12 protein-coding genes are annotated in these 12,881 nt (G+C 42.9%); 7 read left to right on the forward strand and 5 right to left on the reverse strand.

Annotation, left to right across the window (positions count from 1 at the left end; all coding sequences use genetic code 11):
• Positions 1-35: 35 nt before the first annotated feature.
• The gene (locus C4F40_RS17215) at positions 36-3,092 is read right to left on the reverse strand and encodes a DNA polymerase III subunit alpha (RefSeq protein ID WP_196940656.1); all 3,057 of its coding nucleotides are present in this window, start codon (positions 3,090-3,092) and stop codon (positions 36-38) included.
• A gap of 3 nt (positions 3,093-3,095) precedes the next feature.
• The gene (gene dinB / locus C4F40_RS17220) at positions 3,096-4,256 is read right to left on the reverse strand and encodes a DNA polymerase IV (protein WP_196940657.1); all 1,161 of its coding nucleotides are present in this window, start codon (positions 4,254-4,256) and stop codon (positions 3,096-3,098) included.
• 104 nt (positions 4,257-4,360) lie between these two features.
• Here dinB and C4F40_RS17225 point away from each other — a divergent pair, with 104 nt between their 5' ends.
• The 6 genes from C4F40_RS17225 (at position 4,361) to C4F40_RS17250 (ending at position 7,159) form a co-directional block, all read left to right on the forward strand.
• The gene (locus tag C4F40_RS17225; protein ID WP_196940658.1) at positions 4,361-4,579 is read left to right on the forward strand and encodes a helix-turn-helix domain-containing protein; all 219 of its coding nucleotides are present in this window, start codon (positions 4,361-4,363) and stop codon (positions 4,577-4,579) included.
• Positions 4,580-4,589: 10 nt separating this feature from the next.
• Positions 4,590-5,108, forward strand: coding sequence for a DUF1016 N-terminal domain-containing protein (locus C4F40_RS21630; RefSeq protein ID WP_262894834.1), 519 nt, complete (start codon positions 4,590-4,592; stop codon positions 5,106-5,108).
• A 125-nt stretch (positions 5,109-5,233) separates the two neighbouring features.
• Positions 5,234-5,683: a DUF6088 family protein gene (locus C4F40_RS17235; RefSeq protein WP_231390127.1), complete on the forward strand. Its 450-nt coding sequence runs from the start codon at positions 5,234-5,236 to the stop codon at positions 5,681-5,683.
• Between the two features lie 76 nt (positions 5,684-5,759).
• Positions 5,760-6,287, forward strand: a complete 528-nt coding sequence (locus tag C4F40_RS17240) for a hypothetical protein (protein WP_196940660.1) — start codon at positions 5,760-5,762, stop codon at positions 6,285-6,287.
• 1 nt (position 6,288) lies between these two features.
• Positions 6,289-6,726 (forward strand): helix-turn-helix transcriptional regulator, encoded by a 438-nt coding sequence (locus tag C4F40_RS17245; protein WP_196940661.1) that lies wholly within the window; start codon positions 6,289-6,291, stop codon positions 6,724-6,726.
• Position 6,727: 1 nt separating this feature from the next.
• Positions 6,728-7,159 carry a hypothetical protein gene (locus C4F40_RS17250; protein WP_196940662.1) on the forward strand — a complete coding sequence of 144 codons (432 nt, stop codon included), beginning with the start codon at positions 6,728-6,730 and terminating at the stop codon, positions 7,157-7,159.
• 262 nt (positions 7,160-7,421) lie between these two features.
• Here C4F40_RS17250 and C4F40_RS17255 read toward each other — a convergent pair whose 3' ends face one another.
• From C4F40_RS17255 to C4F40_RS17265, 3 genes are all read right to left on the reverse strand, one after another.
• Positions 7,422-7,610, reverse strand: a complete 189-nt coding sequence (locus tag C4F40_RS17255; RefSeq protein ID WP_196940663.1) for a hypothetical protein — start codon at positions 7,608-7,610, stop codon at positions 7,422-7,424.
• 402 nt (positions 7,611-8,012) lie between these two features.
• Complete coding sequence (locus tag C4F40_RS17260; RefSeq protein ID WP_196940664.1) at positions 8,013-10,589, reverse strand: polynucleotide kinase-phosphatase; 2,577 nt, start codon at positions 10,587-10,589, stop codon at positions 8,013-8,015.
• A complete protein-coding gene (locus tag C4F40_RS17265; RefSeq protein WP_196940665.1) occupies positions 10,579-11,982 on the reverse strand; it encodes a 3' terminal RNA ribose 2'-O-methyltransferase Hen1 in 1,404 nt (467 codons plus the stop codon). The genes C4F40_RS17260 and C4F40_RS17265 overlap by 11 nt, the downstream gene beginning before the upstream one ends.
• Positions 11,983-12,355: 373 nt before the next feature.
• Here C4F40_RS17265 and C4F40_RS17270 point away from each other — a divergent pair, with 373 nt between their 5' ends.
• The gene (locus C4F40_RS17270) at positions 12,356-12,607 is read left to right on the forward strand and encodes a hypothetical protein (protein ID WP_196940666.1); all 252 of its coding nucleotides are present in this window, start codon (positions 12,356-12,358) and stop codon (positions 12,605-12,607) included.
• Positions 12,608-12,881: the final 274 nt, after the last annotated feature.

The following is a 12,881-nucleotide window of genomic DNA, read 5'->3' on the forward strand; positions in this document are numbered from 1 at the left end:
AGTACATAACTAACATCAATTCATGCCAATAAGTTTCACCCACCCATTTTCCTTCTCGGCAATCCGATCTCGTGCTCCTGGGGGTAGGGGGCGCGGTCGGTCATGCTTACATCCTCGCGGATCTGCCGGTGTACATCAAAGGCATGCTTCTTATCGTGCGCATAGCGCGGGTCGGGGATAAACGGCAGCTTCGCCATCTTATGGATGGTAAGGGTAGGGAAGTGGTAGTCCACCTCCACGGTACCCAGCAGCAGGTAGCAGCCACCGCCCTTAAAAGGAGAATGTTGGAGCGAGTCGGGGAAGTGTGCCGTATCAAAGTAGTCGCCATTTACGTCGATCCACGTACCGAAGAACATCGTACCCCTTTTGGTGGGCACGTGTTTGCGCGATATCAGATAGGCCAGCATCTTCACCTGCCGTTTGTGGTGCGCCGTCAGGTCCCGTGCCATCACATCACCGCGGTACCGCGTCTGCAGCAGGTCAAACGGACTGCACGACACCGGAAAGCTGAGCAGTTCGATCTCGTCAAAGGCATCTTCAAAAGCCGACCGCTCCAGCACAGGCAGCTTATACTCCTTTGCCGGCTCCCGTATCAGCATCAGGTTTCTGTCCTGCGGCCTAAAATTCACAAGCAGTAGCCGTGCCTGCACCAGCAGTTCATTTTTGCTTTTTCCCGTAAAGCGGAAGGCACCGATAAAGATCAGGATCTGCACCCCCTCGATACCGATGGGGATCCGCTGTATGAAATCCTCCAGCGAGCAGAAAGCACCATGTTGCGCCCGTTCCTCCGGGATAAGCCGTGCCAGGCGCGATTCCAGGCTCTGCAGGTGCATAAAGCCCAGAAAAACCTCATCCCCGTCTACCGTCGTCTCGTAGTCGCTGTTATTCACACAGGGCGTCGTAACCCTGGCCCCCGACATCCGCGCCTCGTGCACATACACCTCCGTGCGGTAAAATCCACCCTGGTTATTGATCACCGCCACCATAAATTCAATCGGGTAGTGTACCTTGAGGTACAAGCTCTGGTAGCTTTCCACGGCATAGGAAGCCGAGTGCGCCTTGCAGAACGAATAGCCCGCAAACGATTCAATCTGCCGGTACACCTCACGGCTCAGCCCCTCGGGATGTCCAATAGCCGCGCAGGAAGCAAAGAAATTATCCTTCACCCGCTGCAGGGCCGCCAGCGAGCGTCCCTTGCCACTCATCGCTCGGCGCAGCACATCCCCGTCGGCAGCAGAGAGGCCACCGAAGTGCATGGCAATCTTGATCACATCCTCCTGGTACACCATGATGCCGTACGTATCCCCCAGGTGCTCCTCAAACACCTCATGAAAATATTCAAAGCTGTCGGGGCAGTTGTGGCGGAAGATGTACTCCTTCATCATGCCCGACTGGGCAACCCCCGGGCGGATGATCGAAGAAGCCGCCACCAGCGTCGGGTAGTCCGCACATTTCAGGCGGCGCAGCAGGCCGCGCATCGCCGGCGATTCGATGTAGAAGCAGCCGATCGTCTGCCCACGGCTCAGAAATTCATTGCAGCGAGCCTCATTCTTGGATAGGGCCGTATCCCGTATATCCACCTGTATGCCCCGGTTCTTACGGATCAGCTTCGCTGCATCGTTGATGCTGCCGATACCGCGCTGGCTCAGGATATCAAATTTCTCCAGTCCGATCTCCTCGGCAACATGCATGTCAAACTGCACGATCGGGAATCCCTTTGGCGGCATCTCCAGCGCCGAGTAATCCGTAATCGGCTCCTCCGAGATCAGGATCCCGCAGGAGTGCATGCTCCGCTGGTTCGGATATTTCTCCAGCATCCTGCCGTATTTGTGCACCAGCTTCACTACCGCGCTGTCGTCGTGCATATCGACCGACTGCGTCGCCAGAGCATCCAGCTCCTCCTTGGGCAGTCCGAATACCTTGCCTACCTCGCGGAATATCGAGCGGTACTTAAATTCCACATTCGTACCACAGAACGCCACGTGGTCCCTGCCGTAGCGGTCAAAGATATACTCCAGTATGGTATCCCGGTCCTGCCAGCTCCAGTCGATGTCAAAGTCCGGCGGTGTCTTGCGGTTCAGGTTCAGGAAGCGTTCAAAGTAGAGGTCCAGTTCCAGCGGGCAGATATCCGTAATCCCCAGGCAGTAGGCGATGATGCTGTTGGCACCACTGCCGCGGCCGATATGCATAAAACCCATGCTGTTGCTGTAGCGGATGATGTCCCAGGTAATCAGAAAATAACCGCTGAATCCCAGCTCATCGATCACCTTCAGTTCCTTTTCCATCCGCTCGCGGGCGGCCACATGGTTTTCGCCGTAGCGCTTTTTCAGTCCCGCCCTTGCGAGGCCCGTCAGGAATGTAGCGTCCCCCTGCCGGCTATCCGTATAGTATTTTTTGTTTTTGGGCGTGGTAAAGTCAAATTCAAAATTACAGCCCTCCATCACCATCACCGTATTGGCGATCAGCTGCGGATAATCGCGGTATACCTCCAGCAGTTTGTCGACCGGTTCCATCGTTTCCCCTATAGCACATACGTCCTGCGGTTCAAGTCTGGAGAGGATCACATTGCGGTCTATGGCCCGCAGAATGCGGTGCAGGTTGTGCTCTGTTTTATTGGAAATCGTCACTGGACTCAGGATCAGCATCCGCTCCAAGTACCGCTTCCATTCCGGCCGTATCAGCAGGTTTACCTCCGAGGGGCGTACCCCCACATACTCGTGCGCTTTCAGCTCCGGCGGCACATTAGGGAGCGGATAGATCACCGTTACCTCCGCAAAGTCGGGCGCTATGGTAGGCAGCGCTATACCGTCGCAGTTACGGGCGGTAAGCAGCCTGCACAGTTCGCCGATACCCGATTGCTTTTTCGCCAGGCCGATGTACAGCAGGCGGTCATCGTTGCGGATCTCCATGCCCACGATCGGTTTTATCCCCGCTTTGAGGCAGGCCCGTGTAAAGTCGTATATTCCCGTTACCGTATTGATATCCGTCAGGGCGAGCGCGGCGATATCCAGCGCCCGCGCGCGGGCAACAAGTGTCTCCAGTGATAGGGTGCCGTAGCGCAGGCTATGAAACGAGTGGCAGTTCAGGTACATGGGCTATTTCTCCTTTTTCGGTGAAAGCCTGAATCCCGACGCTTTGCCCACCTTATCGTATCCGAAGCGGTTTTTGATACGGTCCATCGCCTGGTACAGCGATACCATTTCCTGCGTATCCTCAAACAGGTTGATCTGCAGGCTGCCCCGCACCAGGTTGGTAAAGCGCACACCCACCAGCCGTATTCGCATGCGGCGGTTGTACAGTTTGTCGAAAAGCTCCATTACGCTGCGCGAGAGCGTATGGTCGGCCGAGGTGTAGGGAATACGGCACTGCCGGCTCTCGGTGTCAAAGTTCGAATAGCGTATCTTGAGCACCACCGTGCAGGTCAGCCACTGCTCGCTGCGGAGCTGGTAGGCCAGCTTCTCCACCATCCCCGTTATCAGTCCACGCAGTTTGGCCATATCGATCGTATCCTGTCCGAAGGTATGTTCGGTCGAGATCGATTTACGCTCCGTATAAGGTTCCACCGGGCTATGGTCTATGCCGTTAGCCTTCTTCCAGATATCGATGCCGTTCTTGCCGATCATCTGCTGCAGCACCTCCACGGGCATCTCCGCGAGGGTATAGATCTGGCGGATCCCGATGCGCGAGAGCAGCTGAAAGGTCGTATCGCCCAGCATGGGTATCTTTTTGATCGATAGGGGGCTCAGGAAAGGTTTCACCATCTCCTGCCGGATCTCTTTCCTGCCCGTTGGCTTGGCCTCACCCGTACCGATCTTGGCCACGGTCTTGTTTACGGAGAGGGCAAAGCTGATCGGCAGGCCCGTATGGTGGGTGATGGACTGCGAAAGTTCCTCCGTCCATTTGTAAGCGCCGAAGAATTTGTCCATTCCGGAGATGTCGAGGTAATGCTCATCGATGCTAGCCTTCTCGACTACAGGTGCCTTTTCTTCGATCACCTGCGTTACAGTCTGCGACAGGCGGGAGTACATCTCCATATCGCCCTTTACCACGCGGGCTTCGGGGCATAGGCGCAGCGCCATCTTGATGGGCATGGCCGAGCGTACCCCGTAGAAGCGTGCCTCATACGAGCAGGAAGCCACCACGCCACGTTCCCCACCGCCCACGATGACGGGTATCCCCTTCAGTTTATCGTTGTTGAGCCGTTCGCAGGATACGAAAAATGTATCCAGGTCCATATGTACAATTGCGCGTTCCATCTATAGCCTCCCGTGTTAAATTTTATCAAAGCTAGGTTTAAATACTAAATTAATTAGTAATATTGTAGTTCAAAATTGGAACAATGTTGTATCTGTCTGAAAATATGAAGTATCTGCGCGCACGCAAAGGGAGATCCCAACAGGAGCTTGCGAACGATCTTGGTATTACGCGTTCCCGCTATTCTAAGTATGAATATGGTCTTGCAGAGCCTTCCATAGTATTGTTGGCCAAGCTCGCCGAATATTATCGTATCACATTGGACGCTTTGATTCTGCAAGAGCTTCGTGAAAATAGGGCATCTATAAAAACTAATACATACTAAATATGTTCTTATCAAATACCTTTCAGAACAACTGCAGCCCGAGTTTGGAAGTGGATATTCGAGGCGGCAAATTGAGTTGTTCCGACAATTCTATCGTGTTTTTCCAATTGCGAATACACTGTATTCGCAATTGAACTGGAGCCAATATAAATTACTCATCAGGCTTGATAATCAGGACAAAAGAGAGTTTTATATTGCTGAAACAATAAAAAATAATTGGACAGTACGTCAATTGGAAAGGCAGATTTACAGTAGTTTGTACGAACGTCTTTTGTTGAAATCAAAACCCATAAACTCACGCATCAAGACATTGGTCAGTTGCAGATGTATGTCAAATAAAGCACACTTATCTTTGCAGATGTGCACATCTACAAAGATAAGTGTGCTTGACGAGTATCCAAACCGAGTGCAACGAGCTCATGAAATAATTTCACTTAACAACTTTAATCTCCAATACCATTTTTGTTGTAACAAATATTTGCTAAATTTGTTACAACATCATGACTTTATAAATGCCGGAAATAGCTAAAAATAAGATAGAAAACAAAATTTTAAAATCGTTCGTGGTGAGTTATTTTTCGCTGACGACTTTAAGATTTTGCTACACCGGAAAATATCCGGCTGACGCTTTTCCGTCTAGAGAATGATGGTGTTATTGAAAGACTGGCTCATGGTATTTACATCAAACCAAAAAAAGATCCTTTGCTCGGTACGATACATCCTAATATAGGAGAGGTTGCAAAGGAAATTACTAAAAGAGATAAAGCTCGTATCGCTCCAACAGGTGTAATGACGCTGTATTTACTGGGGCTTACGACACAAGTACCATTAAAGGCGGTTTTTCTTACTGATGGCTCGCAACGTGAAGTGAAAATAGGAAATCGAACCATCAAATTTAAACGAACTGTTCCCAAAAGCTTTGCCATAAAGGACGAGTTATTGCATCTTATTGTGCAGGCCTTTAAGGAGAAAGGACAACAGGATGTTACAGAAGATTTTTTAGAGACCGTCAAGCAAGCCGTAAAAAAGCTAGATGAGAAAGTGATGCAAAATCAAGTAGTATATGCACCCGTATGGATTCGGAAACAAATCAATAGCCTTTGAAAAAACTTTTAAAGCAAATGTTTAATATCTCGGAATTGTAAAGATTTAATAAAAAATAAGCCTATAAGTTGATTTAATGAAAATTGTCAATATATTTGCATATCGATTATTCGCCTTCCAGTATGATGGAGAGGAGGATAATGAGTATGATAGGTTATTGAACTTATGGACGGATACAGAATATATAAGGGGTTTTTTAATTGAAAATGAAGCTGATATCCCGACAAACAGAAATAAGAGGCAATTTGTCGAATATATTCGTGAGGATGCGATCCATATCGATGAACAACTTATAAAAATAACAGAATCTGATGATGAGTCTTTATCAAATTTCTTTCGGCCATTACATAATAGCGAGTTTCAATTAAAAGTTTTGTCACTGCAAAAGGGTAGGCAGCATAGTCTACGCCTATATGCGGTCAAAATAGAAGAAGGTACGTTTGTAATCACGGGAGGAGCGATAAAATTACCATTACATCATTTGATGGAAGATAGAGCGCACACGAGAGAAGAATTGAATAAATTGAACCGTGCGAAGGACTATTTGAAAAATAATGACATTTTTGATGAGGATTCATTTTTTGAATTTCTAAACGAAGATTAAGATGACCAACAAAGAAAAATTTCTGACTTTGGTTTCTAAAGAAGAGACCAAAACGGTAGAAAGAGCCAAGGCAAGACTTACGAATAAAAAGTATAGCAAGCTGTCTAACCTGATCGCTTTTGAGATTTTAGAACGATTGGATGCGTTGGGGTGGAAACAAAAAGATTTAGCAGAAAAAATGGGCGTATCTCCCCAGCAGGTGAACAAATGGGTCAAAGGAAATGAGAATTTTACAATTGAGACCCTGGTGAATTTAAGTGAGGTATTGGGTGTGGAATTAATTGCTGTTGCCACTAAGAAAGATCAAAAGCTTGTTGAAGAGGTGAGGTTTACATATTCAGAAGTGTATGATGTTTCCGTTACCCAAAAGCGCTTAGTGCCTCGTATCACAATGAACGAGAATAGAGTTTATGAAAACCCGTACGCTATAGCCAATTAATATGAGTAAAAAGAAATTACCTATTCCTTTCAAAATTGTAAAAATAGAGGAAAATCAGTTTTCTGTCTTTGAAGATACGCTCACGGTCGATGCACTCATTCAACAACAAGTTGGCTTTGGCTTCGGTGGCGATACGGACAACAAAGTGATTGCGGTATCGATGGAGTTTCTATTGAATAAAGATGAGCTCCCCTTAATAAAACAAGAGATAACCTGTTATTTTGAAATTAAAGAAGAAGCGTTCGGTACTTTGCTGCAAAAAAATAAGTTGATTTTGCCTTGCGGTTTTGGAAAGCATTTAGCCATGGTTGCTACGGGAACAGCACGAGGGGTTTTGTATGCCAATACGAAGAATACTGAGTTCAATAAATTCTTGATCGGGCTAATCAATGTCGATAATATGTTTAATGAAGATATCGTCGTAGAAATATAGACATATTATGTGATTGCAAATTTCCGAGAAAAACTAATATATAATTAAAACGTGCAGTCTCTAATATTGCGTAGTCATCATCTGGAAGAAATTATGGATAATTTGGATTGGTTAAGATCATAAGCGTTCTGAATCAGGACGCTTTTTTTATGCCCAACACTAACTTTTAGAAAACTACTTATCGTAGCTTGAATCTACGACGAGCGTGTAACTCACACCCTTGGTTATCTATTTTTTAGCTAGTGGATTTCACCTTAAAATCTTAATAAACATTGTGATTTATCACTGCTGCAATTAATCCAACAACAGTAGCTAATAAAGCGGTGATCTTCATAGCCTGTGATCGATCCTTTGATAATAAAATAGCAAAAATGCCAACCAGTGGCGCTGTAAGAAAGGCAATATCCAAAATACCGTCTTCTCTTTCTCTATTGTTTTTGTTACTGTTCATATTAATTTATTTTACCTTCACCATATCGATATTTCGCTTCTCGCTTTCAATAATACTATCGGCATAAACATACGATAGTCTGCAAGATAAGAAATCCAGACCAATTATAAAATAGTTTAGCTAGTAGACTAAACAGACGCGGAGCTAGACCGATAGTAGCATGTTCCTACGAAGTAAATTGATAAAAGCGAAGCCAAGACCTCGAAGCCGAAGCATAAAAAGGCCTTGGCTTTATTATATTGCCAAGGCTTCCTTTTTTGAACGAATTTGATAACGAAAAATATCTTTAGTTAGTATCTGGTAATTATCTTTATAGGAACGAGCACCGTTACTCTAATGCTCGCGCCAGATAGGGGGGTACATTGTGCGGCTTGCCAATGTGTATGACTGCGAAGGGTCGGCTTATAGTCGTGGGTCAACATCTTCGCTTTCTAATGCTAATACTCCAAAAACACTTTCATGTATTCGTCTTAATGGTTCTTTTTTTACAAACCGTTCCAGTCCTTCAACACCTAACGCAAATTCTCTGATTGCTAAAGATTGTTTTCTCGAAAGTCCACGGTTTTTTAGTCTTTCAATATTCTCAGGCAGATCATATTCAGGGCCGTAAATAATTCTTAAATATTCACTTCCTCGGCATTTCACAGCAGGTTGTAAAAGACCTTCTGTCCCTATTGATATAAAGTCGTAAGGTTTTACTACCATTCCTTCTCCACCTTTTTTAGTTAATTCCATCCACCAGTTTACAGCTTCGTTATAACTTGTCTGGTCGTTAAGATTCACAATTTTGTAAGGAGTCGCCGTAAATAGTTTGGTGTCACCCGCACAGATTTCGGCAATGTTTTCCATGTGCCATTCATTTGTTTTGTCAACGTGAACTTGTCCTTCGGTTGCCAAAATGTGAAATGGAGCTAGCTTGTAATCGTCAATAGTGTCAACTGTCCAGCAATAATTTTGATATGCTTTTATATATTTTGAAATTGCATTATTCTTTACTGCAAATTTTTCCAATGAGGGTAAAGCATCTTTAATTCCTCTGTCAAAAGCTAATTGTAAAGCCTGTTCGACTTCAGGTAAAGCACCACCAGCGGCTGCACCGACTGCTGCGTACTGGTCTTTAAGTAATGCTTGTGCTTTTGCAGACCAAGGCATTAATTCAGCATCTAAGCAAACCCAATCAGTATTGAATTTCTCCCAAAAAACTGTTTTGGTCAAACATTGATTTACACGACCGATAAATTCCTTTTCTATTTCAGCATCGTTGAAAAAATTTCTTCCTGTTCGTGTATAGCAAATTCCGATACCTTCATTTTGAACGCCAAAACGTTTTGTCGCAGTTTCTTCATCTTTACAAATTACCAATACAGCCCTTGAACCCATATGTTTTTCTTCGCAAACCACTTTTTCAACGCCTCTTTTTTTGTAGTAATTCAAGGCTTGAGCTGGATGTTCTAAATACTCAGGAATATCGCTGGTCGCACAAGGCGACATGGTCGGAGGAAGATAAATCAACCATTTCGGGTTAATTGCAAATCGGCTCATTATTTCCAGTGCAGCGATGGAATTTTCTTCCCGAATGGTTATGTTATTTCTTAATCTTGTTTGTACAATGCGTTTGCCTGTAACATCTTCAATATTTAATAAATCGTCATACTCTTGTTGCGAACTAAGTATGTTTTGATTTTCATTAAAGTTGATTGGTCTTATCGGTTCGCAATAAACCATTTTGGCTTTTACAGAAACTAATTCTTCTTCTGGATACCGTAAAGCTGTCAACTTACCGCCAAACACACAGCCTGTATCAATGTCGATAGTTTTATTTAACCATTCCGCTTCAGGAACTGGAGTATGTCCATAAACAACTTTTGCTTTTCCACGATATTCCTTTGCCCAATTATGTCTTACAGGCAAACCAAATTCATCAATTTCTCCTGTTGTTTCACCGTACATGCAAAATGAACGAACTGCACCTGAACCACGACCTTGCATTTCTTCTTTAAGACCAGCATGAGCCACAACCAATTTACCATTGTCAAATACGTAATGACTGATTAATCCATAAAGAAATTTCTCAACAGTTGATTTGAATTGTGCAGTTTCTGTTTCTAGTTGTTTAACTGTTACTTCTAATCCATGCTTTAATTGAACTTGCTTTCCATTTAAGTATTTCTGCAATTTCAAGTCATGATTACCAGGAACACAATATGCAACCCCTGAATTTACCATGCTCATAACCAAACGTAGAACACTTGGTGAATCGGGGCCACGGTCAACCAAATCGCCAACGAATATTACTTTTCTGTTTTCAGGAGCAATAACGCTAAAGCCAAAATTCTTTTCAGTTTCATCAGTCCGATTTACAGAATAACCCAATTTTAAAAGAAGTTCTTGCAATTCGTCAAAACATCCGTGAACATCGCCAATGATGTCGAATGGACCAGTTTCATCTTTTTTATCGTTGTATAATTTCTCTCTTTTGATTTCGAGAACAGCATCAACTTCTTCAAGTGATTTTAGAATATATATTTGTCTGAAACCTTCGTCCTTTAATCCCCTGATAGATTTTTTTAATTGCTGATTTTGCTGACGAATTACATGTCCACCGAAATTTCTGTCTGGTCTGCTTTGATTTCTTTCTTCACAAACTTTTTCAGGTAAATCAAGAACAATAGCAACAGGCAAACAATTATATGTTCTTCCCAATTCAATTAGTCCTTTGCGAGATTCCTTTTGGACATTTGTGGCATCAATAACTGTTAGCAAGCCACTTTTCAATCGTTTGCCTGCGATGTAATACAAAACATCAAAAGCATCATTTGTTGCTGACTGACTGTTTTCATCGTCTGAAACCAATGCCCGGCATTCGTCAGAAGATAAAATTTCTGTTCGTTTAAAATGTTTTTTGGCGAAACTGCTCTTTCCTGAACCCGAAACACCAATTAAAACTACAAGCGATAATTCGGGTACTTTAATTTCCATAAGTAAATATTGCCATTTGTGAAGGAGCTCCTATATTTTCAACTTCGTCTCCAATAGTGAAAAGCTCCACTTTGTAATTATATGTTTTTCCAATTTTATTTGACCATTCCAAAAACTCTTTTCTTGTCCATTCAAAACGGTGGTCATCGTGTCGCATTTCTTCTGCATCTAATTTATCCCACATTACATTGAACTCTTGGTTTGGTGTAGTTAGAACAACAGTTTTAGGTTTTGCGAACTCAAATAACACTCGTTCAAATGCTTTAAGACGATTCAAGTCTAAATGTTCAATTACTTCAACTACCGCTGCTGCATCAAATCCTTCTAATCGTTGGTCTTTGTATGTTAAGGAGCCTTGAAACAAATTAATTCTTTCTTTTTGTTTCGGAGACATTTCATCAAAATGTAGTCTTTCCTTGGCTTTAATTAATTCATTGTAAGAAATATCCATTCCAACGATTTCAGAAAATTGTTTTTGTTTTATCAATTGTCTAATCAATTTTCCTTCTCCACAACCTAAATCCAAAACACGTTCTGCTCCTGATTCGGTTATTTTCTCTGCTACAAGTTTTATTCGTTTGTCGTGTAATGTTTCTTTTCGCTTTTGCTTTTCTGTTTTTTCAATTAACTCATCGCTTAAGTCTCCAATTTCTTCGCCTTCACTTAATCTTTCAAGTGCTTGTCTCGATAAGGAATTCAAATTGATTAAGTAACGCCTAATGATTTGTTCTTTTTCAGGATGCTCTTTTAGCCAGCCTTCACCTTTTTGCAAAAGTTTTTCAATTTCATTTTCACTAACAAAATAATGTTTGTCATTGTCCAAAGTTGGAATTAGAACATAAAGATGAGATAACAATTCCTTTGTGGTAATTGTATGGTTTAACTTCAAAGTGAAATATTTACTATCGCCCCATTCAGGAAATTTAGAATCTAATTGATGTCTTATCAATTCAACTTTGTAGCCAAGCGGCTCAAAGAATTTTCTAATTAAAATTTCGCCACCTTTTGGTGCAGGAATAACAGCAATGGTAACTTCAAAGGGAAGCTTTACATCAACTAATTCGGGTTTGTCCTTACATTTCCCATTCATTGCGGACGAAAATGCTTTTGATAAAGCCACACTCATAAATGAGGAAGCAACATATGGTCGGTCGTTTACATAGTGTCCGAGAGCAAAGCCGTCACCACCTAAATTTCTTGCTCCACGAACCATGTCAATAGGGTCGATGTCAAGTAAAATGCTTATAGTTGTTTTCTCTTCACTTTTTTCAGGATAGAACACATGAGCTTTACCAACTGATAATTCCAAAGTTTGAAATTTGTCGGGATGCTTATGTAGCAAATAACCTAAGTCGGTCGCTGGTTTATGAGTGGTCGTAATGTTTAAAATCATTTTGTCAATATTATCTTTGTCGTGCGGAGGCAAAATTCAAGCTCTTTTTGTTGTGAAGCGGTCGCCTGTGCGTTGGGGCAACCAAATGTGCTTGAATCTGCGGTTGGCATTTCGTCTGTTGTTTTATTTTTGGTATGTCTGTCTTTTAACATTGGCTATAACGTTTCGGGGCTTTGCGTTCGTGCGGGAAATCGAAGCACAAAAGCTTGTTTTATTACTAAAGTTCAATTGAAAAACTACCGTTGAATATTGTACTTCAGCCTGCCTGACGCAAAACCGCTGTTCAAGCGACACCTTCGGTGAGATGCCTATTTGATTTTCATATTTTAATTTTCTTTAATCCCACCTTTACTTTTTATTAAAAATAATTATAATGAAAGGTAATGAAATTTCTTTAAAGTCGCTTAATGAAAGCGCAAAATTTTGGTTGGATAAAACGCTGCAGCAATTGGTGTTGCAAGATTATGGCAAAGGAACGGTGCGTAATTCTCTGCAAGAACTCACTTTGCTGTTTAAGCATTACAACCATTTATTGGTCGAGGATCTGCGTCAGCAAGACATTGAAGCGTATTTGATTTTTATAAAAACCAATCATCAAGTGGGTCGGGCTAAAGACACAACCTAAACAAAAAACGGCAAAGTAATTGTCGATCGTTGTGGATATCCCAAAAGTCACACAGATTGAGATGAAGAATAACATGATAGATAGCGATAAATGCAGAAGCAATCCTGGCCATTTCTTGCGTATAGATACAAGGTCATAGTTTGTGAGGGATATACTCAATGCCATCAATACCGGGGGGATGAAAAATGACCAATCCCATTTGATGAAGTATATGAATAAAAGCCCAGATAAGGTGCAACATAAGGTTGTAAGTATGATTCTCTTTATATTCATC

This window comes from Sphingobacterium pedocola, assembly GCF_015209965.1.
GTDB lineage: Bacteria > Bacteroidota > Bacteroidia > Sphingobacteriales > Sphingobacteriaceae > Sphingobacterium > Sphingobacterium pedocola.

What these genes read in the sequence shown, in the direction of transcription:
- C4F40_RS17215 (WP_196940656.1), bottom strand. Translation starts at nt 3,092, where the DNA reads ATGTACCTGAACTGCCACTCGTTTCATAGCCTGCGCTACGGCACCCTA.
- dinB (WP_196940657.1), bottom strand. Translation starts at nt 4,256, where the DNA reads ATGGAACGCGCAATTGTACATATGGACCTGGATACATTTTTCGTATCC.
- C4F40_RS17225 (WP_196940658.1), top strand. Translation starts at nt 4,361, where the DNA reads ATGAAGTATCTGCGCGCACGCAAAGGGAGATCCCAACAGGAGCTTGCG.
- C4F40_RS17240 (WP_196940660.1), top strand. Translation starts at nt 5,760, where the DNA reads ATGAAAATTGTCAATATATTTGCATATCGATTATTCGCCTTCCAGTAT.
- C4F40_RS17245 (WP_196940661.1), top strand. Translation starts at nt 6,289, where the DNA reads ATGACCAACAAAGAAAAATTTCTGACTTTGGTTTCTAAAGAAGAGACC.
- C4F40_RS17250 (WP_196940662.1), top strand. Translation starts at nt 6,728, where the DNA reads ATGAGTAAAAAGAAATTACCTATTCCTTTCAAAATTGTAAAAATAGAG.
- C4F40_RS17255 (WP_196940663.1), bottom strand. Translation starts at nt 7,610, where the DNA reads ATGAACAGTAACAAAAACAATAGAGAAAGAGAAGACGGTATTTTGGAT.
- C4F40_RS17260 (WP_196940664.1), bottom strand. Translation starts at nt 10,589, where the DNA reads ATGGAAATTAAAGTACCCGAATTATCGCTTGTAGTTTTAATTGGTGTT.
- C4F40_RS17265 (WP_196940665.1), bottom strand. Translation starts at nt 11,982, where the DNA reads ATGATTTTAAACATTACGACCACTCATAAACCAGCGACCGACTTAGGT.
- C4F40_RS17270 (WP_196940666.1), top strand. Translation starts at nt 12,356, where the DNA reads ATGAAAGGTAATGAAATTTCTTTAAAGTCGCTTAATGAAAGCGCAAAA.